At 54.9% G+C, this 25861-nt stretch carries 13 protein-coding genes and 1 pseudogene; 9 read left to right on the top strand and 5 right to left on the bottom strand.

The window, feature by feature from the left end; all coding sequences use genetic code 11:
- The first annotated feature begins 7 nt into the window (after positions 1–7).
- The gene (locus tag VW41_12410; protein AJZ89777.1) at positions 8–853 is read left to right on the top strand and encodes a transporter; all 846 of its coding nucleotides are present in this window, start codon (positions 8–10) and stop codon (positions 851–853) included.
- 29 nt (positions 854–882) lie between these two features.
- Here VW41_12410 and VW41_12405 read toward each other — a convergent pair whose 3' ends face one another.
- The 3 genes from VW41_12405 to VW41_12395 form a co-directional block, all read right to left on the bottom strand.
- Positions 883–1206, bottom strand: a complete 324-nt coding sequence (locus VW41_12405) for a dsDNA-mimic protein (protein ID AJZ91954.1) — start codon at positions 1204–1206, stop codon at positions 883–885.
- 43 nt (positions 1207–1249) lie between these two features.
- A complete protein-coding gene (cls, locus tag VW41_12400; protein AJZ89776.1) occupies positions 1250–2710 on the bottom strand; it encodes a cardiolipin synthetase in 1461 nt (486 codons plus the stop codon).
- Positions 2711–2941: 231 nt separating this feature from the next.
- A complete protein-coding gene (locus tag VW41_12395) occupies positions 2942–3175 on the bottom strand; it encodes a hypothetical protein (GenBank protein AJZ89775.1) in 234 nt (77 codons plus the stop codon).
- 42 nt (positions 3176–3217) lie between these two features.
- On the opposite strand from VW41_12395, the gene VW41_12390 reads away from it, so the two are divergent.
- Together VW41_12390 and VW41_12385 are read left to right on the top strand one after the other, a co-directional pair.
- Positions 3218–4747, top strand: coding sequence for a diguanylate cyclase (locus tag VW41_12390; GenBank protein ID AJZ89774.1), 1530 nt, complete (start codon positions 3218–3220; stop codon positions 4745–4747).
- A 27-nt stretch (positions 4748–4774) separates the two neighbouring features.
- Positions 4775–5539, top strand: coding sequence for a diguanylate phosphodiesterase (locus tag VW41_12385; GenBank protein ID AJZ89773.1), 765 nt, complete (start codon positions 4775–4777; stop codon positions 5537–5539).
- A gap of 43 nt (positions 5540–5582) precedes the next feature.
- On the opposite strand, the gene VW41_12380 is transcribed toward VW41_12385, so the two are convergent.
- Positions 5583–5879, bottom strand: coding sequence for a hypothetical protein (locus VW41_12380; protein AJZ91953.1), 297 nt, complete (start codon positions 5877–5879; stop codon positions 5583–5585).
- Positions 5880–6094: 215 nt separating this feature from the next.
- On the opposite strand from VW41_12380, the gene VW41_12375 reads away from it, so the two are divergent.
- From VW41_12375 to VW41_12355, 5 genes and pseudogenes are all read left to right on the top strand, one after another.
- Entirely contained in the window at positions 6095–6835 is a 741-nt protein-coding gene (locus tag VW41_12375) for an energy transducer TonB (GenBank protein AJZ89772.1), read from the top strand.
- Positions 6836–7120: 285 nt separating this feature from the next.
- Entirely contained in the window at positions 7121–8782 is a 1662-nt protein-coding gene (locus VW41_12370) for a peptide transporter (protein AJZ91952.1), read from the top strand.
- Between the two features lie 9 nt (positions 8783–8791).
- Entirely contained in the window at positions 8792–22549 is a 13758-nt protein-coding gene (locus VW41_12365; protein ID AJZ89771.1) for a hypothetical protein, read from the top strand.
- Complete coding sequence (locus VW41_12360; protein ID AJZ89770.1) at positions 22546–22884, top strand: hypothetical protein; 339 nt, start codon at positions 22546–22548, stop codon at positions 22882–22884. The genes VW41_12365 and VW41_12360 overlap by 4 nt, the downstream gene beginning before the upstream one ends.
- Before the next feature lie 240 nt (positions 22885–23124).
- Positions 23125–24195 (top strand): annotated as a pseudogene (locus VW41_12355) (hypothetical protein).
- A 126-nt stretch (positions 24196–24321) separates the two neighbouring features.
- Here the strand turns inward: VW41_12355 and VW41_12350 are convergent.
- A complete protein-coding gene (locus VW41_12350; GenBank protein ID AJZ89769.1) occupies positions 24322–24666 on the bottom strand; it encodes a hypothetical protein in 345 nt (114 codons plus the stop codon).
- 239 nt (positions 24667–24905) lie between these two features.
- Between VW41_12350 and VW41_12345 the strand changes: the two genes are divergently transcribed.
- On the top strand, positions 24906–25676 hold the full coding sequence (locus VW41_12345; GenBank protein ID AJZ91951.1) for a hypothetical protein: 771 nt from the start codon (positions 24906–24908) through the stop codon (positions 25674–25676).
- The last annotated feature ends 185 nt before the right edge of the window (positions 25677–25861 follow it).

The raw sequence follows: 25861 nt of genomic DNA, 5'->3' as shown, positions 1-25861 counted from the left end.
GATCACCGTGCCAGGCAACATTTCATCACTTCGTGTGCTGCTTTACCGCTTTCTGTTTGATCAAAATACCCGTTCCGGGCGCCGTTTCGAGGCCTTCTGCGGCCTGCTGGCGCTGCTCAGCGTGGCCGTTGTTTTTACCGAATCAAGCGTCGGGAGCGATCCCCGGCTAACCTACGGCGAATGGCAGCTGTTTATCTGGCTGGAAATCATCTTCACGCTGCTGTTCACCTGCGAATATCTGCTGCGAGTGCTCAGCTGGCCACAGCCTATCCGCTACGTGTTTAGCTTCTGGGGCATTATTGACCTGGCGACCATGCTGCCTCTGTATGTCCTGTGGCTGTGGCCAGAGTTTGCCATTCACTACTATTTTGCCTGGCGAGCAATGCGCGCCATCCGCGTGCTGCGCATTCTCAAACTTCTGCGCTATATGCCCGCGCTCAAAAGCCTGTGGCGTAGCCTGATCGGCGCCAGCAATCAGCTGATCCTGTTCTACTCCTTTATTGCCATTGTGATGGTAGCCGCCGGGGCGCTGATGTACGGCATAGAAGGGAAGGCCAACGGCTTCACCAGCCTGGGCGTAGCGGTCTATTGGGCCGTGGTGACGGTGACAACCGTCGGCTACGGAGACATTGTGCCGCACACTGCGCTGGGCCGCTTTGTTGCCTCGCTGCTGATTCTGATTGGTTATTCAGTGATAGCTATCCCTACCGGGATTCTAACGGCACAGATGTCGCAGGATTTGCAAAGAAGGCGGTCGGTGAGGGAGTGTGTGCGCTGTCATCAGCAGGATCATGCCAGCAACGCGCATTACTGCAAAACTTGCGGGGAGCATCTCCCGCCCAATGAGAAGTAACAGCGCGGCCTGAGGGCCGCGCTGGATTATTACTCACGCCACAGGATGTGGCACAGCTTGTGATCCTTCTCACGACACAACAGGACGCGAGCAAAGATATCGTTCAGCTCGCCGCCGTCGGTATCCGCCAGCCCGATAACGACTTCCGCGAAGAAGTCCGGGTTCAGGTCGAAATCGACGTGCTCCTGCCAGTCTTCGGCCGGATCAAACAGCTCGGCCCCGCCGCGCTCCTCGAACTGCAGATTGAAAAGAATAATGTCGGCAGGATCGAGGTTATCGCCGGCCAGCTCGAGAAAAATATCGTACGCCTGTTCTAAAGTCTCGTCTTCGGTCAGGCGGTTATTCAGATCCATTTCCATCTCTACATCCACTTATCGAGTGCTGATGCGCCACGTTTTACAGCAATGGACTAAAGAAGTAAAACAGTCGCTCGGCCATTCGCTGCCAGAGCGGGCGTTTTACCCACAAATGCGCGTCCAGTAGCCGCGAGCGGGAGATATAGTCGTCCTGCACCGCCGCTAAATCACCGGCAAAACCTTCATCATCAATGACCAGCGTAATCTCAAAATTCAGCCACAGGCTGCGCATATCCAGGTTAACGGTGCCAACCAGGCTCAACTGGCCATCGACTAGTACGCTCTTGGTGTGCAGCAGTCCGCCTTCAAACTGGTAAATTTTCACGCCGGCGGCGAGCAGTTCGGTGAAGAACGCGCGGCTTGCCCAGCCTACCAGCAGAGAGTCGTTTTTGCGCGGCACGATGATGCTCACGTCTACGCCACGCTGCGCTGCGGTACAAATTGCATGGAGCAAATCATCGCTTGGCACGAAATAAGGTGTTGTCATGATCAGGTATTCACGCGCCGCATAAACGGAGGTCAGCAACGCCTGATGAATCAAATCTTCCGGGAAACCTGGGCCTGAAGCAATGGTATGGATGGTGTGACCGCTGGCCTCTTCAAACGGCATGATGTTTTCATCCGGCGGCGGCGGGAGAATACGTTTCCCGGTCTCTATCTCCCAGTCGCAGGAGTAAACGATACCCATTGCGGTGGCGACCGGACCTTCCATACGTGCCATCAAATCGACCCACTGGCCCACATTCGCATCCTGCTTGAAGAAACGAGGGTCAACCATGTTCATGCTGCCGGTATAGGCAATATAGTTATCGATCATCACCATCTTGCGGTGCTGGCGCAGGTCCATGCGGCGCAGAAAGACACGCATGAGGTTAACCTTCAGCGCTTCTACCACCTCAATGCCTGCGTTACGCATCATATTGGCCCAGGGGCTGCGGAAGAAGGCGACGCTGCCTGCTGAGTCGAGCATCAAACGGCAATGAATGCCGCGTCGTGCGGCGGCCATCAGGGACTCGGCCACCTGATCGGCCATCCCGCCGGGTTGCCAGATATAAAACACCATCTCGATGTTATGTCGCGCCAGTTGGATATCGCGGATTAGCGCCTGCATTGTGTCATCCGAACTGGTTAATAGCTGGAGCTGATTACCCTTAACGCCGGCAATGCCCTGGCGGCGTTCGCAAAGCTGGAACAGCGAGCTGGCAACCTCGCTGGTTTCTGAGGCAAAGATATGCTTGCAGCTTTTCAGATCCTTAAGCCACTTAGCGGTAGAAGGCCACATGGCGCGAGCGCGCTCCGCCCGGCGTTTGCCGAGGTGCAGTTCCCCTACGGAGAGATAGGCAATAATCCCGACCAGCGGCAGAATATAGATGATTAACAGCCAGGCCATTGCCGAAGGTACGGCGCGGCGTTTCATCAGTATACGCAGCGTAACGCCGGCGATAAGCAGCCAGTAGCCGAGAATGACCAGCCAGCTCACCACGGTATAGAAGGTTGTCATGCCTTAAAAATCCTTTTGAAACCGAAGAGTTGAGAGTGTACGCAGAACTTTCATTGCTTAACACTAAAAGTATACGCAAAACGGATGGTTTGCCCGGCAGAAGGTTCTATAATGACGCGTCTTTTTTTGGAAAGTTGAGTCGTAGACATGAGACGTAGCAGAACGGAAGTTGGGCGTTGGCGTATGCAGCGTCAAACGCAAAAGCGCAGGGCGCGTTGGCTGGAAAGCCAGTCACGGCGCAATATGCGCATTCATGCCATTCGTAAATGCCTGGTCAACCAGCAGCGCAACTCTTTGCTGTTTGCCATCCACGATCGCTGGGCATAAGGTTCGGGCACCGCGTGAGGTGCCCATAAATTTTTTCGGGAAATAAACCTTCCTTTTTCCCTGAAATTGTATTTCCAAAGGGCGGAAGTTTGTTTTTAAAATGATCGCGATCATTATCTGAATAAAAAGTGACGGCATAATCCTCGGGATTTTTCTTACCGCGCCAGGATGCCAAAATAAGTGATCAATGACTTAATAAAAAAGGATTTTTCTTACGCCAGGAGAATAAATTTCCTGTTTGTTATTATTATTACTGTGCTAATTGTTTTTAGCTCAATCATAGCCTACGTAAGTTATAATCATCTGAAAACGACATTAAATGAAGAGAACGAGGGTTTTGTTCATAATGTCGCAACCTTCTATCTGGAACAGCAGCTAAAAACTTTAGAGAATGCACTCTGGCAAAATTCTATCTTACTGGACAACGATTGTGTTGAGGCGCTGGTTAAGTCTGAAGATGAAGAGTTGGAGAAAAAGCTCACCACATCAATCTCAATGTTGCCCGCTATTTCTGGGTATATTATTGCTACGCGTGATGGTCGATATAACAGCATCCCCAAATCCTATGTCGATAGTAATTACATTCTTTCGGGCCGCACCTGGTACGAACGTCTCAGCGTGAAGAGCTCTTTTGTTAATTACTCGGAAATTTATGCCAATGCGGTTGATAAATTACCCGTGGTGACAATAGCCAAACTCTTGCATAACGATAAAGGTGAGCGCTATGGCGTGTTTGCCATGGATCTGAATCTTACCAATATGAGCTACGTGCTGCGCCAGCTGGAGAGCCCAAGTGAAGGGCACTTCTCGATTATTGATCGTCAGGGGCGAGCCGTACTGGATGCGGACAGCGATGCAATAGGTACCCCGGTTGTCCCGCAGGCGGCAATCCAGAGAATGACAAACGGGCTGGGCTCATTTCATGACAAAGTCGCCGGCAAACATTACTACTATTATTCATTTTCTAATCCCGACTGGTTTGTTGTGTTCACCGTTGAGGATAAAGCAATAGATGAATACACATTGTATTATGTCTGGGTTATTTTGGCAGCCTTCGCTTTCTGCCTGGCAATTTATTCATTGCTGTGGTTGTTTATGCGTCAGTCGATAAAGTCGATGATTGTGGATATTGTTTCGATGATGCGTTTTGGCCGGCTTGAGTTAAAGGATGGGGTAGATAAGAAAATTTTAAGTGAGATTAACGAAAACAGCCAGCAAATAAAGAATGCAAAAAATGCTTCGCTCACGGATGGACTGACCGGCTTGCTTAATCGCCGAAGTTTTGACAACGACGTTAACTATTTATTAACGCGAGAGGCACCTTTTAGTCTCGCTATTATTGATGTTGATGACTTTAAAAAAATAAATGATGGTTATGGACATCTTGTTGGTGATACGGTTTTAAAGGTGATTGCCGATATGGGCATGGGGCTACTGGACGATCACGCTAAGCTCTATCGCTACGGCGGGGAAGAAATCGCATTTATATATTTCTCCGATAACCAGGTTAAAGCCATGGAGATTATGGAAAGCTGGCGTAAGCGGGTGGAAGATAAAACCTGGCGTGAACAAGGATTAACCGTCACTTTCAGCGGAGGCCTTTGCCCGTGGCGGGGAGAGGACTATGAAAGGCTCATTGAGAAAGCCGACAAGCTGCTCTACAAAGCAAAATCCAATGGTAAAAATAAAGTGGTTATATCGACCAGCTAAGTTAAGCCTGCACTAAGGAGTTGTTACATGGAGAAAAGCGCAGAATTCATCGTTAATCGCGTGATGAAGAATAACTTTAGCCTGGCTTTTGAGTCGTTGCTGCAGCCGATTTTTGATACCTCCAGTTTTAAATGCGTCGGGACCGAAATACTGATTCGCGGCGTGCATCGTCGGGCGCTCGTTGCCCCGGACGTCTTCATCAACCGGCTGGAGGAAAACGGGGGCATTGTTTCGCTGGGCAAACATATTATCACCACGGCTTTTAGCTATATGACAGACGTCATCATGCCCCATAACAGCAGTTATTTATTGCATCTTAATCTTTCCCCCGTGCAGCTGAATGACGTTGGTTTTGCCGAACGGGTGATTACCCTCGCTGAGCGGCGTTCAGTTCCCGCGCAGCGAATTGTGTTTGAAATCACGGATAACGGCATCATGTTAGACGACGCCGGGCGTGAAAATGCCGCTCAACTTCGCGAGGCGGGTTTTTTACTGGCGTGGGACGATATTCACAGCGTTGAACAACTGCAGAACAGGTTGACTCAGGTGGAAACGGACTTCATTAAGCTCGATCGAAGCTGTTTCAAGGCGACGTGCAGTGAGGAAACGCTGCGAATGGTTCGGTGTGCACAGGCAAGGGAAGTGGATGTTATTGCCGAAGGGGTGGAAACTTTTTCGCAAATGCAGATGCTGTTCAATAACAATGTCAGGCTGGCGCAGGGCTATCTTTTCTCGCGGCCTCTGGACCGGGACAGTTTCCGACAAAAGCATTTACAGGCGACGGAAACCTAACAGGCTACTGAGCCTGCTAGCTGCAGGCTCGCGGATGGGCAAATCAGAATACTTTTTTAAACGGTTTTACTTCAACCTTAGCGTACACGCCAGCGGCAACATACGGGTCCGCATCAGCCCAGGCCTTCGCCTCTTCCAGAGAAGCAAATTCGGCAATTACCGTTGAGCCGGTAAATCCGGCGCTGCCGGGATCGTTGCTGTCAACTGCCGGCATTGGGCCTGCGGTCAGCAGGCGACCTTCGTCGCGCAATACCTGTAGACGAGCCAGGTGGGCAGGGCGAACGGAGAGGCGCTTTTCCAGCGAATCAGCAATATCTTGGGCATAAATGACGTACAGCACGGGCATTCTTCCTTCTTGATGTTGGGTTGCAAACCACGTTAAGTGAACGGCGGGCAGACTGCAATTGAAAGATAAACAGGATGTTAAATCCTTGAGAAAATAGCGGGAAACTCGCGCAGACAGCAGGAAAAAGTGCGCCTTTGGGCAATGCGTTGTTGAATATGATTGTTATTTGCATTTAAAATTGCCCTTTCCTGAAAGACACTGAAACCATTATGACGTCAATGACCCTGGAATTACCTCGCCGCTTTCCGTGGCCGACTCTTCTCTCCGTCGGGATTCATGGTGCCGTTGTGGCCGGGTTGCTCTACACCTCGGTACATCAGGTTATTGAGTCCCCAGCACCATCGCAGCCGATCAGCGTCACGATGGTTGCGCCTGCTGACCTTGAACCTCCGCAACCTCAGGTTGTGCAGCCTCCGCCACAGCCGGTTGCGGAACCAGAGCCGGAGCCAGAGCCAGAACCGATACCTGAGCCGCCGAAAGAGGCGCCAGTTGTCATTCACAAGCCCGAACCTAAGCCAAAACCGAAGCCCAAGCCGGTGAAAAAGGTTGAGCAACCGAAACGTGATGCGAAGCCGGTCGAGCCTCGCCAGGCTTCTCCTTTTGAGAATAATGCGCCAGTGCAACCGGTGCCGACGCCGGCAGCAAAATCAGCCCCGGCAGCGCCAGTACAGACGGTGAATACCGGGCCGCGCGCTATCAGCCGTGGCGAGCCGCAGTACCCCGCGCGAGCTTTTGCATTACGTATGGACGGCAACGTTCGGGTTAAGTTTGATGTTGATGCCGATGGTCGGGTGAATAACGTCGAAATCCTTTCGGCCCAGCCGGCCAACATGTTCGAACGTGAAGTGAAGCTGGCGATGAAGAAATGGCGCTATGAGAGCGGTAGGCCCGGCCAGGGAATTACCGTGAACATCAAGTTCCGCATTAGCGGCGGCGCAAGCGTGGATTAATTTTTTGCCCGTTTTTAAAAGGTCACGCATGAGAATGCGTGGCCTTTTTTATTTCATGATCGGTTTTATTCGCTGTGGTGGATTATTATTTACGCAGTGACTCGTTGTTACGATCATTCCTTATAAAACAATGTGTTGGTTTTTATTTAATTCCCTATCCTAAATTAAATAATCGGACTTAATGCAAATTAACTACCAATATTAATAGGATGTTTATTTAAGACTTTTCTTATTTATTGCTGCGCTGGCATACTAAAAAGAATGACAAAAATAGACTCTTATTTTATGCGCCATTATTATAGGGCCGCCTTTTTGTGCGCGCTTTTTTACTCTGGCTTAAGCTATGCCGCGCCGCTGACGCCTGCCGACCGGGACAGTATCCAGCAGCAGCAGCAGGATTTACTGTTGCAAAACCAACAGCAGCGGGAAGAGATCCAGCGCAGCCTGCAGCCGCGGCTGGCAAGCCCCGTGGCAGGAGCTGAGCAGGGCCCTTGCTTTACCATTCAACAGATTGCTATCGAAAATACAACGCTGCTTTCTGTCCGGGATCGTCAAACATTAAGTGCGCCATATATTAATCAATGCCTCGGCATGGCGAAAATTAATCAGCTGACCCGGGATATTTCTGACTGGTATATCAGCCGAGGATATATCACCAGTCGTGCATTTTTGACCGAGCAGGATCTTTCTGCAGGAACACTGCATATTGCGGTGCTGGAAGGCAGGCTACAGGCCATTCGCATTGAAGGTGCACCTTCACGTCAGCTAAAAACGGCTTTTCCTGGGCTGGAAGGAAAACTCCTCAACCTGCGTGATATTGAGCAGGGTATGGAGCAAATAAACCGGTTACGCACCACGCCGGTACAAATTGAAATATTGCCGGGGGAAAAGGCCGGAGAATCCATTGTCAATCTCACGGCAACGCCGGAATTTCCGTTTTCCGCAGCCGCTGGGTTTGATAACAGCGGGCAAAAAAGCACCGGCACCGGGCAACTCACCGCCTCTCTGACCGCCAATAATCCGCTAGGCCTGGCGGATAAATGGTTTATCAGCGGCGGGCGCAGCAGCGATTTTGCCGGCGACCACGATGCGCAAAGCTTCCAGGCCGGCGTCAGCGTGCCCTGGGGCTATAGCCTGGTCGATTACAGCTACAGCTGGAGCGACTATCTCACCACTCTCAATAACCGAGGTTATCTGTGGCGTTCGACCGGGCAGGCCGAAACACACCGCCTGAACCTCTCCCATGTGCTTTACCGAAACGGGGACTTAAAAACCGCCGCTTCCGTCGGGCTGACTCATCGGCTCAGCCGCAACTACCTGAACGATGCGCTCTTGCTCAGCAGCAGCCGTAAGCTCACCAGTTTGCAATTCGGTCTCAACCATACGCAGAAAATTGCCGGCGGTGTGGCCACTCTGAACCCGTCATTCAGCCACGGTGTGCCGTGGTTTGGGGCCGAAAACGATAACGGCAAGCGGGGCGACGTGCCAAAAGCTGAATTCAAAAAATGGAGCCTGAGCGGCAGTTTTCAGCGCCCGCTGACGCAAAAAATTTGGTGGTTAACCAGCGCCTACGGGCAATGGTCACCTGATCGGCTTTACGGCAGTGAGCGCTTAACGATTGGCGGTGAAAGCTCGGTGCGTGGCTTTAAAGAGCAATACCTCTCCGGCGACAACGGGGGCTATCTTCGCAACGAACTGAACTACGCCCTGTTCAGCCTCCCTTATCTGGGTGAGGTCAGCCTGAACGCGGCCGTGGATGGCGGTTGGTTGCGCAATGACAGCGATGATCGGCAAGCTTCCGGGACGCTTTGGGGCGCTTCTGCTGGCCTCACTGTCGCCGGACGCTACTACTCCAGCCAGTTCACCGTCGGCACGCCACTTCATTATCCGGCCTATCTGGCGCCGGATCACCTCGTGATTTATTACCGCCTCGGCCTGGCGATTTAAGAGACCAATATGGATAAGCACCCCGTGGGATTAGCGAAGCGCCTGTTAAGTTATTTCGTCATGTGCCTGATCGCCGGGCAGCCGGTTTTTCCGGCGGTGGCGGCGACCATCAACCCGGCCACGCCGGGCACGCAGATGGATCAGGCCGGAAACGGTGTGCCGGTCATTAACATAGCCACGCCAAACCAGGCAGGGATCTCCCATAACCAGTTCCAGGACTATAACGTCGGAAAAGAGGGGCTGATTCTTAACAACGCCACCGGGCAACTGACCCAGACTCAGCTCGGGGGACTAATTCAAAACAACCCTAACCTCCGGGCCGGTCAGGAAGCGACCGGTATCATCAATGAAGTCATCGGGGGCAATCGCTCACAGCTGCAGGGCTACACTGAAGTGGCGGGCAAGGCGGCCAACGTGATGGTTGCCAACCCCTACGGTATTACCTGTAACGGCTGCGGATTTATCAACACCCCCAATGCCACGCTGACCACGGGCAAACCCCAGTTTGATGCGGCAGGCAACCTGCTGGCGCTGGATGTCAGCAAAGGCACCATCACGGTGGAAGGCCAGGGCCTGGACGCCAGCCAAAGCGACGCGCTGTCGATCATTGCCCGGGCAACGGAAGTCAACGCTGGTATTCATGCCAAAGATCTTAAGATGACCGTGGGTGCCAACCGTGTTTCATCCACTGGCGCAGTCACCCCGATAGCCGGAGAGGGCGCCGCCCCCGTGGTGGCCGTTGATACCGGCGCGTTGGGCGGGATGTACGCCAATCGTATTCATCTTGTGTCCACCGATAAAGGCGTGGGCGTCAACCTGGGGAACCTGAACGCGCGTCAGGGAGACATTACTCTGGATGCCAGCGGCAAACTGGTGGTGAATAACAGCCTTGCGAGCGGCAATCTCATGGCTCAGGCGGATAGCGTAGTACTGAGCGGCGAGCATAAAAGCGGGGTCGCAACACAGGTTAATAGCCGGTCCGACATCACCGTCGCCAACGGCAAAGTAGCCAGCGATCGGGACATAACGCTGAACGGCAGCGGAAAACTGGCGCTGAACAACGGCCAGCTCACCGCCGGCAATGACATCACTCTCAATGCCGGGGCTGTAAGCACGGATGCGGCCAGCGAAGTCAACGCGGGCGGTGCGATTCGTGCCAGCGCGGCGGCAGGCCTGGACAATGCCGGTAAGCTGACGGCAGGGCGAGACACTGCTTTATCCGCTGACCAGTTAACCAACAGTGGCCAGGTGACGGCCAATGGGAACCTAAACGCCAAAGCGGACAGCTTTAACAACCGCGGTAATCTGCAGGCGCAGCGCAATATCCAGCTCGATCTTGGTTCGTTAACCCACAGCGGCCAGATGCTGGCCGGGGCAGCACTAACGGCCACGACCGGGGATGCGTGGATAGACGGCATGTTGAGCAGTGGCACCGACCAGGCATGGACCAGCCACAATGCCTTTACTGTTGGCCCAAATGGCCAGCTTTTGAGTAACGGTAAACTTGCGCTTCAGGCTGACAGCTTCAGCCATGCGGGGACGGTTAACGGCAAGCAGGATGTGACGTTAAGCAGCAATCGGTTTAACGGCCTGCAGGGAAGCTCGCTGGCAAGCGGGGGCAACCTAGAGTTATTGACTCAGCAGCTACAAAGCGCCGGGCAAATCACCTCGCAAAAAGACCTGACGTTCAAAGGCGAGCGATTTGAAACTCTTGCCGGCGGGCAGTTGCAATCTGAAGGCAATATGCTCCTGCAGGCGGAGAATAGCATCACGCTGGGCGGTACGCAGGCCGCAAAAGGCGCGCTGGCGGTTAACACCGACTCACTGACGCATAGCGGCAGCACTCAAGGCAATACCGTTACGCTTGGGGCCAAACAGCTCGACACCAGCGGAAATATTCAGGCCGACGGCGCAATGTCGCTCACCGCGGACAACATTGTGCAACAGGCCGGTGGTGCGCTGCTGGCGCAGAAAAGTTTACAGCTTAATGCCCTGAACTTTACCAACCGGGGATCGCTGGACAGCGATGCCCTGACTCTGGCGATTGCAGGGAACATCGACAACCAGAACGGCGGGAAAATCACCGCCCGCAATGGTCTGAACAGTACCTCCGATAACTTCAACAACGGCGGTCAGATAGCGGCTTCCACGCTTGACGTAGTTGCGCACAACGCCTTGACCAACACCGGCAGCCTGTTGGCTGAGAAAAACCTGAATGCGACAGCGGCACTGCAAAAAAACACCGGGCAGCTTGAGGCTGCTTCTCTCGCCCTGCACAGCATTACGTTAGACAACGGAGGCCTGATTCAGGGCGGCCAAACTCTGGCGTTGACCGCCGCGGAGTTGACTAACCAAAGCGGTGGGAAAGTGATCAGCGGCAGCGGTCTGGCGCTCAGTATCCCGCAGCTTACCAATGCCGGGCTGATCTCCGTCCAGCAGGGGCTGGCCATTGAGAGCCAGATGCTGGCTAACCGCGGCAATATTGAATCTCAGACAATGACGCTGAAAGCTGGCCAGCAGCTGGACAACCAGGCCAGTGGTGCACTGCTGGCGAAAGATTCGCTCTCGCTCACGGCTGACAACTTCAATAATGCCGGGAGCCTGCAGGGAAAAAAACTCGCGATCGGCGCGGGGCAATGGAATAACAGCGGGCTGACCAGCGGAAGTGAGAGTTTAACGGTCAGCGTTAGCGGGGAACTGCAGAACGGCCCGCAAGGGAAAATCATCGTCGGTCAGCCGGACGCTCAGGGTGCCATCGCAGGTGGTCAGTTTGATCTCAACGCTGGCAGCGTGACCAACCAGGGCTGGCTGCAAAGCGGCGGTGGCCTGAACGTTACCGTTCAGGCCCTGGTGAACACGGGGGTGATTTCCGCCAACCAGGCGGCGACCATCGAAGGGCTGACGCTCGATAACCGGGGCCGCATTGAAGCGCAGGATCTTCAGCTAAAACTGCGTGAAAAAGTAAACAACTTTGCCGGTGCCGTGCTGGTGGCAAAACGCAACCTGCAGCTTTCTGCTTCTGAGTTGGATAATGCGGGGCAGTTAATCGCCGACAGTGCCGTTCTGGATGCACAAAACGTCTCTAACACGGGCTTGCTGCAGGGGGATTCCGCGCTCAAAGCCACAGGCGACACGTTCAATAACGCCACGGGTGGCAGCGTACTGGCTGAAAGACAACTGACACTTGCCGCTGGCCAAATAACCAATGCGGGAGAGATTCAGGCCGACGCCGCGACGCTAAATGCCAGCCACATGACCAACAGCGGCAAGCTGCTTGGCTTGTCCATCCTCAACCTGACCGCGACGGACGATGTCGTCAATACCGGTAAAATCCTCGGCAAAGACAAACTCGCGTTGACCAGCGGAAGCCTCGAAAACCAGGGCACACTGGCGGCGGCCGACCTCAGCGTCGAAAGCCAGCGTTACGTCAACGGCGGCCTGTTGCAGGGCGAAAAATCTTTGCGTCTGGGTGCCACGGTGCTGAATAACCTCGCGCAGGGGAAAATTATCAGCGGCAGCGGGTTGTCGCTGTCTGTTCCTGAGCTGAACAACGCCGGGCTGATTTCGGTAGAACAAGGACTGACTATCGATGGGGCCAGTCTCAGCAACAGCGGGAACATTGAAGCCAGCGACCTGCGCCTGGGGCTGACGCAAGGGCTGGATAATCAGGCCGGCGGTGTACTCCTCGCCGACAATACGCTCTCGGTGACGGCGGCAAAAGGCAGCAACGCCGGGAAATTGATGGCCAGCAATACCACTCTGGCGGTTGAGGACCTGACCAATAACGGATTGCTCCAGGGTAACAACGGCATTAGCGCCCGAGGCAGGACGCTGACTAACGGTGGCGCAGGCCAGCTATTAAGTGACGACAATATCGACGTGACGGCTGCGCGTCTGGATAACGCCGGTCGGCTGCAGGGCAGAAATCTCACGCTCACCGGCGGGCAAGATGGCGGTGAAAATACGGGGCAGATCCTTGGCCGCGAAGCGCTGAATATTTTATTCGGCGGGGCGTTCAACAACGGCGGGCGGCTGATTAGCCAGAATTATCTCGGCCTGAAGACCGGGCCGCTCCGCAATACCGGCATTATCGCCGCTTCTGCCCTGGACATTGATGCCGGGCAAGCCCAGGCAAGCAACAGCGGCCTGATTCAGGCCGACGGAAAACTTAATCTAACGGCCGCTGCGCTGCGAAACGACAAAGGGGCCACGGTGGCGGGCGGGGATGACGTCACCCTGACCCTGCCCGAACTAAACAATGCGGGCACGATTTCTGCCGGCAAACATCTTCAGCTCGACGGGAGAAATTTAGATAACCTCGGGGCGATTGACGCCCAGAACCTGGATTTGAACCTGAGCGGGAAGTTAAACAATCAGGCGGGGGCCTCACTGCTGGCGGGCAACCAGCTGGCAATGACCACTGGCGACTGGGCTAACGCCGGGCAAATCATCGGTGACAACGTCACGTTAACGACTTTGCAAGGGCAAAATGATGGCCTGCTGCAGGGCGGAAGCAGCCTGAAGCTCAACGCCACGCATTTTGGCAACGGCGCGGCAGGCAAGGTGCTGACCGGGGGCTGGCTTGATCTTCGCGGCAACCAGTGGAACAACACCGGGCTGCTTCAGGGGCAAACCCTGACGCTGCAGGGCGGAGATCTGCGCAACACCGGATCGCTGTCCGGTAAAGACAGGCTGTCGATTAACACCGATAAATCGGTCACTAACGACGGGCAGATGCTGAGTCAGGGCGAGCTGCAGCTTGCCACCGGCCAGCTGGATAATAATGGCGTGCTGGCTGCGACAAAGGTCGGTGTTCAGGCCGACACGCTTAATAACCGGGGAACGCTGCAGGGCAACAGCGGGTTGGATCTCCATACTGCCTCCGTGACAAACAGCGGCACGCTGCTGGCGAAGCAGGCGCTGAATATTATCGGTACTCACCTCGACAACAGCGGTATCGTGCAGGGTGACGCGCTCACCCTTGCCTTGCAAAACGGGCTCTCCAACCAGGCGACAGGGAAACTGCTGGCAACCGGCACGCTTGATTTCAGCGGAGAGTCGCTGAGCAATAGCGGCGCGGTGGCGGCGGATAACGTGCGCCTGGCGGTCAACATTTTCAATAACGGCGGGCTGGTGCAGGGCAATCATGGCCTGTCGCTCTCCGGTGCAGGAGCCAGTCGCCCTCAGAGGATGTTGCTGAGAAGTTTTGCCGCTGCTCCGCCTCCGGCCGTTCGTGTTCTGAATAACCTGAGCGGCGGGAAGCTGTTAAGCGGCGGCCAGCTCGACATTGCCGCTAACGACGTAAACAACACCGGCACCGTTCAGGCCCGGGACAATCTGACCTTCACCGCAGGCAGCCTGAGCAACCAGGGGACGCTTTCGGCGGGTAATTTAACGCTGGATATCGCCGGGCAGTTGAATAACCAAAACGGCGGCAAACTACTGGCAGCAGACACGCTCCACAGCCAGAGCGAAACCCTGGCGAACAGCGGCGTGATTGCCGCGGACAAGCTCGAGCTCAGCAGCAACCGCATTGATAACCAGGGCGTACTCCAGGGCGACAAGACGCTGGCGCTGAATACCCCGCAATTCAACAACCTTGCCGATGGGCAGATCGTGAGCGGCAGCTCGCTTAACCTGACTATCCCGCAGATGGTCAACCTGGGTTTGATCTCCGTCAAAGAGGCGCTCACGCTTTCCGGCGCGAGCCTGGATAACCAGGGCATGCTGCAGGGCGGTAGCCTGGCGCTGAACTTTACCGACAGCATCCTCAATCGCAACGCGGCCAGACTGCTGGCAGAGAAAGATCTGTCTCTGCAAACGGCCAGCCTTAACAACCAGGGCACGCTGGCGGGAGACACCGTTGCGATAACGACCAATACCCTGAACAACTCGGGCCTGCTGCAGGGCAATACGGCACTGACCCTGGCCTCGGGCATGCCATCCACGCTGACGGTGACGAACCAGAACGACGGGAGAATACTGACCGGCGGGGCGCTGGCGCTTAACTTGTCGACGCTCGCCAATCAGGGAACCCTGCTGGCGCAGCAGGGAATGACGGTCAATGCCGATACCGTGGACAACCAGGGCACGCTGCAGGGGCAAGATCTGACGGTTAACGCTGCCGCGCTGAACAACCTGTCCGGCGGCAAAATGCTCGCGGGCGGGCAGCTGGCGCTGAATGGCCAGCAGATTAGCAATGCGGGGGTTATGCAGGGGCAGAGCCTGGGCGTGAAGGCGACGAACTGGGACAACAGCGGCAGCTCGCTCGGCATCAACGGGCTGACGGCTCAGGTTGATAACCAACTGACCAACGGCGGGCGTTTGCTCAGCCAGGGCGTGAGCCAGATAAGCGCCGGAACGTTAAACAACACCGGCGCATTGTTAAGCGAGGGAGACTTAACGCTCAGCGGCGGCGCGCTGCTGAACCGCGGTAATATTCAGGGCAGCAACCTCACGGCCAGCAACACAGCGATAGACAACGCGGGATCGGTGATTGGCCTGAAATCGCTGACCCTGCAGCCTCAGCAGAACATCAACAACCGGCTGGGCGGCGCCATGCAAACCCAGGGCGCGATGCTGGTGTCCGGGCAAAACGTTACCAACGGCGGCCTGTGGCAGGCGCAGTATCTGAAGCTGAACGCTCAGCAACTGCAAAATAGCGGCACGCTGCAAAGTACCGGCAACCTCGATCTGGCGCTGGCATCCGGCCTGACGAATACCGGTGCCATCACGGCCAATAACGCGGCCACCGTCACGGTGCCAGGGATAACAAACCAGGGGCAGATCCAGGCCAAAAACCTCACTCTCAGCGGCAGCTCGCTCAATAACGGCGGCAGTATCAGCGGCGTTGAAGGCCTGGGCATCTCGCTGGGCGGCAATCTGGACGTGCAAAGCGGGGCCAAACTGCTGACCAATGGCTTGCTGACCGTCGGGGCTAATATCATCACCAACCTGGGCCACGTTCAGGGCAACGCGGTCAGTCTCAACGCCGCCGCACTGAACAATCAGGGGCGTGTAGAAGCGAATTCTGCCCTTACCGGCACGCTGAGTGGCAGCCTGGATAACGGGCCAAACGCGGTCCTGTTAAGTCAGGGCAGTCTGGATCTTGGGGCACAGCAGCTAACCAACACCGGCACCGTTCAGGGGAACGGCACTACCCGCATCGACCTGCGTGAGCGCGGCAACAACCAGGGCCAGCTCCTGAGCGGCGGCACGCTGACGCTCAATGCGCCAGGGTTTACCAACGGCGGCTGGGTTCAGGGCTTTGCACTTTGGCTGAATGCTGGCTCGCTGAGCAACAGCGGAACGGTGCTGGCGCAGCAGCAGGGGACGATCGGCGGCAGCTATATCCTGAATAACGGCATGCTGCAGGGGGGCAATTTAACCGTTAACCCAGGGCAGCTGGACAACAACGGCACCGTGTATGCGACGCAGAACCTCGGCATCACGGCCAGCCAGGTTAACAGCGCTGCCGGGGCGCGGCTGCTTAGCCAGGGCAATATGGGGATCAACGCCGGGAATACCAGCCTGCAGGGGCAGGTGGCGGCGCTGGGCAACCTGTCGCTTAACAGCCAGGGCCGCTACAACCAGCTGACCACGCTGGCGGCTGGCAATACGCTGGCGGTCAGCAGCCAGGGCGATATTAACGTCAATGGCCTGATGCAGGGCCAGGGCGTGCAGCTCTCTGCCGCAGGCACGTTAAATAATAACGGGCAGGTGCGTGCGGGCTACGGCGAAAGCCACCTCAGTGCCGGGCAGCTTAATCTGAACGGCGCGGGCAGCGTGCAGGCGGGCGGGACGCTGCGCCTGACCAGCCAGAACGGCATCAACAACGCGGGCTTCGTCGGCACCGCCGGTGATTTGATTGCCAGCGCGGGCGGCACGCTGCTCAACAGCGCCCTGCTGTATGCGGGCAATAATATGAGCCTGTTTGCCAACAGCATCCGCAACTACCGCGGCGATATTCTGGCGGGCAACAGCCTGTGGATGCAGCGTGATGCGGCGGGCAACGCCAACGCGGAAGTGGTGAATACCTCCGGAAGTATTGAGACGCAGAATGGCGATATTTCTATTCGCACCGGACATTTATTTAACGGCTATATAAATTTTGTAGTGAATAAAACATCAACAAACTCTGAGAACAATCGTGATGTTTTTCCTTCGGGGGCAAGTTATGGCACTGACAATAAAGGGCCGTATGTAAAGTTTGGCGTTTTCTTTGATATTCTCCAGGATGAAATTTACCCAGGCGGGAATTTTACAGAATCTTTGACTGTTGATGCCACCGGTGTTGCTGCGAGGATTTCTTCAGGAGCAAATATAGCTTTAATTTCAGGTCAGTTAACAAATCAGGCCAGTAATATTATAGCTAAAAAGAATATCAGATTAAGCGGAACGAGTCTGGATAATCTGAGTTATCAAACGGGGATGTCAAGCCGGGAGGTGATTTATGTGCTTGACAGCTACAGAAGTACATCAGGTGATACGGTTGAAGCGACTTACAGACCTAAAATATCTGAAGCTTCATCAACTAATGGTCAAATTTATCGGGCTAGTATACTAGCAGGTGGAGATATTAATGCCAGTTTTAGTAACCAGTTTGATAATTCATATATCACCTCAAATTCAGCCGGCTACACGCCGGGCCGCAGCGCGCCAGGGCTTAATTTAGCCGGTGGTCCTGGTGTAAGTGGCGGTTCGCAGGCCACCGATCTAAAAACGGGCACAAATAATACGGTGACCGCGCCGCAGGCAACGATCAATTTGCCTGGCAGCGGGATTGGTAACATTGAAAACCCAACCGGAAGCGGTGGATTAGCCGCCGTGGATAACCGGCCGCAGAATAGTGCGGACTATGGTCAGGCCGGCGGTAAGATCGCGGATATAAATCTAAGCCAACAGGGCGGGCCCGGTATTGATTTAGCGGGCAACGCGACGGGCCTGGTGGATTCGAAGGCGAATGGCGGTAATCTCACCCCTGTTAACGGTGAGAGCGTTGAGCTGACCAAACAGCCATCGGGTGAGCAATCTCGCCATAAAAATGATGATATTGCCGCCGCTGCCGCTCAGGTTATAGCGCAATCCAGCGGAGGTAAAACGCTACCGCCGCCGGGATATGATTATCGGCCTATTGAGCTGACGGATATTTCGGCGATTACCTCGAAGCTGACGGCTAGCGGGTCGCCAATTAAGCTCAGCGATTATCCGCTGCCTGCCGGCAATAACGGCTATTTTGTGGTCAATAAAGATCCAAAAAGCCCGTATCTGATCGTCACCAACCCCAAGCTGGATGGCCTTGGAAAGCTGGACAACAGCCTGTTCAACGATATCTACAAGCTTGCCGGGATGGCCGGGCCAAACGCGCCGCAGGAAACGCGTACCACTTATACCGATACCAATAAATTCCTGGGCTCGGATTATTTCCTCGCTCGCCTGAACCTGCGCCCGGAATATGATTACCGTTTCCTCGGGGATGCGGCCTTTGATACCCGCTATGTCAGCAATCAGATCCTGAATCAGACCGGCAACCGCTACGTGAACGGCGTCGGCTCCGATCTGGAACAGATGCAGTACCTGATCGACCATGCCGCTCAGGCTCGGGACAAACTGGGGCTTAAGCTGGGCGTCAGCCTTTCCGCTGACCAGGTCGCCGCGCTGGATTCCAGCATCCTGTGGTGGGAAAACGCGGTAATCGACGGGCAAAATGTCCTCGTGCCTAAACTGTATATCTCTCCGAAGGACGTTGCGGTGAATAACGGCAGCGTAATCGCCGGGAATCTGACGATCCTCAACGCGGGGAATATCACCAACGATGGCAGCACGCTGCAGGGCAAGACTCTGCTGAGCGCCAGCAGCCAGAACGCCATCAGTAATATTAACGGCGGGGCAATTAATTCAGGCGGCAGCCTGCAGCTCAGCGCGCTGGGCGATATTAATAATGTCAGCTCCACTATTTCAGGACAAAAAGTTGCCCTGGAAAGTGTGTCCGGGCAGATTGTTAACAAGACATCGGCAAATATTTGGGATGCCGCAAATGTTGGAAAAGGCTGGGATCGGCGAGGGTTAGAGTTCGTACAAACAGATTTAGGTGCTTTGGCTTCTATTAACGCCACTGATTCTCTCATTCTTAATGCAGGGACGGATATTCTTGTTACCGGTGCTTCTCTTGGCGCTGGCAGCAATATGGCACTTAAAGCGCAAAATAATATAGTCATTGAAAGCAATCAGCTTGTTGAACGAGAAAGGCGTGGTAGTAATCTCAACGAAAATATTACTCAACAGGGAAGTTCAATCACCAGCGGGGGAACGCTTAATCTGCAAGCTGGCCGCGATATCTCTGTTAAAGCCAGCAACCTGTTCGCGCAAGACAGCGTAGGGCTACAGGCCGGACGGGACGTTAACTTAGAGGCAGCGGAATCTACCCACAGCGACAAGTACACCGCGAAGAAAAAAGTTGATATCAACGAATCCGTGCGTCAGCAAGGCACAGAAATCGCCAGCGGCGGGAACACCACAATTATTGCCGGGCGCGATGTTAACACGCAGGCCGCGCAGGTGACGGCTCACGGGGATATCGGGGTAGGTGCAGGGCGGGATATCAACCTTGCCACGGCGACCGACAGTGACTACCACTACGACGAAGAAACCAAAACCAATAAAGGGTTCCTGAGCAGCAAAACAACCCACACCATCAACGAAACCAGCTCGACCCGCGAAGCCGGAACGCTGCTGAGTGGCGATAACGTGACGCTGAAAGCGGACAACGATCTGCTGGTGAAAGGCTCGTCCGTGGTAGGGGACGGCAATGTGGCGCTGAACGCGGGTAATAACGTCGATATCGTGGCCGCGACGGACATGGACACCGCCTGGCACTTTAAGGAGACCAAAAAGAGCGGCCTGATGGGCACCGGCGGCATCGGCTTTACCATCGGCAGCAGCAAAAGTACCCACGATCTGCGTGAGCAAGGCACCACCCAGAGCCAGAGCATTAGCACCGTGGGATCTACAGGCGGAAACGTCAGCGTGAATGCCGGGGGAATGGCGCACATCGGCGGCGCCGATCTGGTCGCAGGCAAGGATCTGTCGGTCACTGGCGATAGCGTTCTCATTGAGCCGGGGCACGACAAGCGTACCCGCGATGAGAAATTTGAGCAGAAGAGCACCGGACTGACCGTGGCGCTTTCCGGGGCGGTGGGCGACGCGGTGAACAGCGCGGTGACCACTGCGCAAGCGACGAAAAATGAAAGCGACGGCAGGCTGGCCGCGTTACAGGCTACCAAAACGGCGCTGGCCGGTGGGCAGGCGTACCTGAACTCTCAGAAAGCAGGGGCAGAGAAAGATCCTGATGACGGTATTCGGGTAAGCGTCTCCCTAACGACACAAAAATCGAAATCAGAGCAGCACGCCGAGTCGGACGCAGTGAAAGGCTCGAGCCTCACGGCCGGGAATAACCTGAGTGTCACCGCGACCGGGAAAGGAAACGGTGCTGAAAGCGGCAATATCCTGATTGGCGGCAGCCAGCTCAAGGCGGGAGGAGATACTTCTCTGGCGGCGAGCAACGACATTGTGCTGAGCGGGGCGGCCAATACGCAGCTGACCACCGGCAAAAACAGCAGCAGCGGCGGAGGCATAGGCATCGGTTTCGGCGTGAACAGCGGTTCGGCGGGGCTCAGCGTCTTTGCCAACGTCAACGCCGCCAACGGTAAGGACAAAGGGAACGGCACCAGCTGGACGGAAACCACGCTCGACAGCGGCGGCACGGTGTCCCTCACCAGCGGCCGCGATGCCATCCTGAACGGCGCCCAGGTCAACGGCGATAAAGTCATCGCCGACATTGGCCGGGACCTGCTGATCGGCAGCCAGCAGGACTCGAATAACTACGACAGCAAGCAAACCAGTGTGGCCGCAGGCGGGAGCTACACCTTCGGAGGCGGGGGTGGTTCTGGCTATATCAGCCTTAGCCAGGACAAGATGAAGAGCACCTACGATTCGGTGCTGGAACAAAGCGGTATTTTTGCCGGCAACGGCGGCTTTGACATTACCGTGGGCAACCACACTCAGTTGAATGGGGCAGCGATCGCCAGCCGGGCTGAAGCGGATAAAAACAGTCTCGATACCGGGACGCTGGGCTTCGCTGATATCGGCAACAAAGCCGACTATAAGGTCAGCCACAGCGGCATCAGCCTGTCCGGTGGCACGAATATATCTGCCGGATCAATGCTGGCCGCTAACGGCCTAGGGAACGTCGGCACGCTGCTGGCCGGGATGAACGGTCAAGGCCACGCCGAAGGTACCACGCAATCCGCTGTGGCGGATGGTAATATCACAATTCGTGACAGGGCGAATCAGCAGCAGGACGTTGCGACGCTGAGCCGCGACACCGTGCATGCCAACGGCAGTATCGGGCAGATCTTTAACAAAGAGGAAGAGCAAAAACGCCTGCAGACGGCGCAGCTTATCTCGGAAATCGGGAACCAGGCGGCGGATATAGCGCGGACGCAGGGTGAGATTGCGGGCCTGAAGGCGAAAAAAGACCCGGCGGCACTGGAGGCGGCGAGAGCGGAACTGATTGCCAAAGGGAATAAAAAGCCCACGGCCGAACAGATAGCGGATAAAGCCTACAACACCGCGATGGCGCCTTACGGCACCGGGAGCGCTATTCAGCAGGGTATCCAGGCGGCGACGGCGGCGGTTCAGGGGCTGGCGGGTGGCGACCTGTCGAAGGCGATAGCCGGCGGCGCGGCGCCGTATCTGGCGGAAATAATCCATAAAAAGACCACTGACCCGATAACGGGCGAGGTGAACACCGAAGCAAACCTGATGGCCCATGCGGTGCTGGGCGCCGTGGTGGCGAAGATACAGGGTAATAATGCGCTGTCAGGCGCGGCGGGGGCGACCACCGCAGAGTTTATCGCGCAGCAGATGTACCCGGGGATAAAGCGGGATGACCTGAGCGAAGAGCAGAAGCAGAACATCAGCGCGCTGAGCACGCTGGCGGGGGGGCTGGTAGGGGGCCTGACTGGCAACAGCACGGCGGACGTGGTGGCAGGTGCGCAGGCCGGGAAGAATGCGGTTGAGAATAATGCGCTGGGTGATGGCTGGAACAATATCCTGCCAGCCGGCGCAATAGATTATGGTCAGTCAGTGACTTCCTATGTGAAGTACGCGCAGGACAATAATCTGCCCCCTGAACAGGTACAGGCGGGGCTGGTGCAGATGGTGAAAGGTGACCTGCCGGAAAGTGCTGATATCATTAAAGCTATTCTGAGCAATAACCCCGGCTCAGACACTGTAATGGCTGTACTTGATGCTAAAGACGCAAAGGATTACGCGCTGGCGTTGCTGACCTCGCTTCCGGCAGAGAAAGTGTTATCGCTGCTGGGCAAAGGCCTTAAGGTTATTGATAACAAAATTCTGATCAGAGCGGCGGAGAAAATATCTACGGCGAAGCCGGGAAAACAATTTATTTCGCCAAGAGATCTGAATGAGCAGGTATTGTGGAATCAGGTGAAAGAAAATCCGTCTAATGGAAAGAAATTTTCTGACATGGGTATGAATTTTAATACAGACCTTCGTTTTCCTTATTCCGCAGGGTTTGAAAAAATGACGGCCTCACATAAGCTACCAAATGGATCTAATATTGAAATTCATTACCAGTATAATTCCATTACTGGGAAGGCCTATGATATGAAAATTGTTACGCCTCAGCGGGTTACGGCTGATCCATCTGATGTAATTGATTCAATTAAAGGAAAAGTCAAATGAAGATTAAAGATGAATGGGGAAATGCTGTTGACATTTTTGGCGTATATTGGGTTTTTTCTATTGATAAAACCTGTACGGAAACAATGTTACTTGGGATGCCAAGGGGGAATGGTGGATTAGGCACTTACAGGATTACAGGTAAACTTGTAGATAATGTTGAAATTATAGATCCAAGCATTCCTGAAGGTTTTGTTTATTATCGTTCAGGTATTTATCACAAGGCATTAATTGAAGAGGGTTTATTAGATGGCCTTCGGGAATACGACGAAATTGCTTATAACCGATTTCTTGAAATCCTGAAAGCAGAAGGTCATATAAAACCGGATTTTTATTGACCATTAAAAATCTCGGCCATTGTACCAGGATTTTACTGTCAATCTTGGACCACCTCCTGGGGAGATAGTGATTGATCCCGTAAGGTTATAGCCTGAAGAATGCCCATGTCGGAATATCTCTATTTACTTACTACAAGTGTTGGCGTGGTGGGTTTTGCTGAATTACAGGCGTGAGCCTCAGCTACGGCAGCCAGTCGTCATTCTCCGAGTGCAAACTTCAGCAGCAGACAGCCTCAAGCGGCAAGCATGAACGTCAGCCGGGACAAAATGCACAGTAACTACGACTCGGTGAAAGAGCAGACCGGGCTGTTTGCGGGCAAGGGCGGGTTTGACGTGACGGTGGGGGAGCACACCCAGCTTAACGGGGCGGTGATTGGCTCCACGGCATCGGCAGACAACAACCGTCTGGATACCGGCACGCAGGGGTGGGGGGATATCCACAACCAGGCCGATTACAAGGTGGAACACCAGAGCGCAGGGTTCAGCACCGGCGGTAACATTGGTGGCCAGTTCGTGGGGAACCTGGCGAACACGCTGCTGACCGGGGTCAACAAAGAGGGGCACGACAGCTCCACGACCCGGTCGGCGGTGTCGGCGGGCACCATCACGGTACGTGATACAGACAAGCAGCAGCAGGATGTGGCTAATCTCAGCCGCGATGCGGAGCACGCGAACCAGACGCTGAGTCCTGTCTTCGACAAAGAGAAAGAGCAGAAGCGGCTGCAGGCAGCGCAGCTTATCTCGGAGATTGGGAACCAGGCGGCGGATATCGCGCGGACGCAGGGTGAGATTGCGGGCCTGAAGGCGAAAAAAGACCTGGCGGCACTGGAGGCGGCGAGAGCGGAACTGATTGCCAAAGGGAATAAAGAGCCAACAGCCAAACAGATAGCCGATAAAGCCTACCACACGGCAATGGCCCCTTACGGCACCGGGAGCGCCATACAGCAGGGCATCCAGGCGGCAACGGCGGCGGTGCAGGGGCTGGCGGGTGGAGACCTGTCGAAGGCGATAGCCGGCGGCGCGGCGCCGTATCTGGCAGAAATTATCCACAAAAAGACCACTGACCCGATAACGGGCGAAGTAAACACAGAAGCGAACCTGATGGCCCATGCGGTGCTGGGCGCAGTGGTGGCGAAGATACAGGGCAATAATGCGCTGTCAGGCGCAGCGGGTGCGACCACTGCGGAATTCATCGCGCAGCAGATGTACCCGGGGATAAAGCGGGATGACCTGAGCGAAGAGCAGAAGCAGAACATCAGCGCGCTGAGCACGCTGGCGGCAGGGCTGGCGGGTGGCCTGGCAGGAACAGCCCGGCGGAGGTGGTAGCGGCTCCTGGGTGGTAAGAACCAGGCAACCGGGCATCACCCGCACCCTGAGCCAGTTGCCCTTCGTGTGAAGGTATGGTGGGTTTTACTGGAGCACAGGCGTGAGCCTCCGCTATGGCAGCCCGTTACAGGCCGGGCACGATACGACGCTGAGTGCCTCGCGTGATGTTCTGCTGTCTTCGGCGTCGAACACCGAAACGGTCAGTGGCAGCAACAGCAGCCAGGGCGGTAGCGTGGGCGTTGGGACAGGCGTTGGCTCTGGTGGATAGGGTATCAATGTATCGGCCAGCGTGAACGCCAGGAAAGGCAAAGAGAACGGCAGCACGGTCGCGCACAGCGAAACCACGGTGGAAAGCGGGAACCGCGTGACCCTGACCAGCGGGCTGGACACTAGCTGCAGGGCGCTCTGGCTGCGCAGCTTTCTGGCGGCAATGCGGCGGCAGGCACGGCGGCGCATTCAGCGGCGAACTGGCGGCGAGGCATATCGCCGCCGAGATGTTCCCCGGTAAAGATCCGGGTAATTTAACCCAGGACCAGAAACAGCTGGTTAGCCTGCTCGGCACCATGGCGGCAGGGATCGCCGGCGGCGTGGTGGGGAATAGCACCGCAGCGGCGACCACGGGCGCACAGGCCGGGAAAAATGCGGTTGAGAATAACTTCCTTGGAGGCACTTCAACCGATAGACTTGACAAAGCTATTGAGAAAATAAAGAACGGAGATAAGACATTAGCTACAGCGAGTGAGCTGATTAAGCTTGAAAATGCAGATAAAATTAGTGATGAACTGGTAGATAAATTTACCCGAGATCCTTCACAAATGAGTAGTACCGAACGGGCTGAATTAGCCGCTTATGTGCGTTTTTATGCCAGTGAAATGGAGAAAGAATACGGCTCAGCGGTTGCACAGGAACTTGTTAAAAGCCTTCTGTCCGGACAAAAGTATCAAAAACGAGACCCTGATTCAGAAGCTATGTCTAAAGCTCAGACGATAATGAATACTTGGGGTTACCACAAATCGAATGCCAGTATCGGTGATGCTCCTGTTATGCTCGGAGGCAGTGTGCTGGGGCTTACTATAAAAGGAATGGCGGCTAACGCGACAATTGGTGTGGGAGTCAACTCTGCCGTCCAGCTTAGCGGAAACGACCCATATAGCTATGTTGATGCCATTATGGCTGGGCTGACTGCAGTAGCGACAAATGGGAAAGGCACCATAGTGTCAATTCCAATTAATATGGCTGGGGCGGCTATTGGGAGCAGTATTAAAGGTGAAGATCCGACTAATTCAGTAATAAGCGCTGGTTTGGCTAGTGGCATGGGGAGCCTTGGGTCGAAAGCTGTTGACAAGTTATCCCCAATCGCCGACCAAACGAAAAAAGATATTATTGGTGCAATTACTGGCTCTACTGCTTCTGAACTTACAGGGAAGGTTGCAAAAGATGAGTTAGATAAGATGGATAAAAAATAATGAAGCGTTTCAGTAAGGTTGGTATGTCTTGGTTTTTTTTCTTAGTGGCTTATTGTGCAGTTTTAATCTCTGCTGTACTTTTTATTTGCCAACTTGCTATGTCAATGATTTCATACATCAATAATGACGTATTTATTTTTTCATGGAGAGAGTCATTATATATTGCCTTGAGAAAAGGAAGTGTT

The organism is Klebsiella michiganensis (assembly GCA_000963575.1).
Classification (GTDB): Bacteria; Pseudomonadota; Gammaproteobacteria; order Enterobacterales; family Enterobacteriaceae; genus Cedecea; species Cedecea michiganensis_A.
This window is presented reverse-complemented; position numbering and strand designations above follow the sequence as displayed.

Coding starts and splice junctions, on each gene's coding strand:
- VW41_12405 (AJZ91954.1), bottom strand. CDS start 1,206: ATGGATCTGAATAACCGCCTGACCGAAGACGAGACTTTAGAACAGGCG.
- cls (AJZ89776.1), bottom strand. CDS start 2,710: ATGACAACCTTCTATACCGTGGTGAGCTGGCTGGTCATTCTCGGCTAC.
- VW41_12395 (AJZ89775.1), bottom strand. CDS start 3,175: ATGCCGTCACTTTTTATTCAGATAATGATCGCGATCATTTTAAAAACA.
- VW41_12385 (AJZ89773.1), top strand. CDS start 4,775: ATGGAGAAAAGCGCAGAATTCATCGTTAATCGCGTGATGAAGAATAAC.
- VW41_12375 (AJZ89772.1), top strand. CDS start 6,095: ATGACGTCAATGACCCTGGAATTACCTCGCCGCTTTCCGTGGCCGACT.
- VW41_12370 (AJZ91952.1), top strand. CDS start 7,121: ATGCGCCATTATTATAGGGCCGCCTTTTTGTGCGCGCTTTTTTACTCT.
- VW41_12365 (AJZ89771.1), top strand. CDS start 8,792: ATGGATAAGCACCCCGTGGGATTAGCGAAGCGCCTGTTAAGTTATTTC.
- VW41_12360 (AJZ89770.1), top strand. CDS start 22,546: ATGAAGATTAAAGATGAATGGGGAAATGCTGTTGACATTTTTGGCGTA.
- VW41_12350 (AJZ89769.1), bottom strand. CDS start 24,666: ATGCGCCGCCGTGCCTGCCGCCGCATTGCCGCCAGAAAGCTGCGCAGC.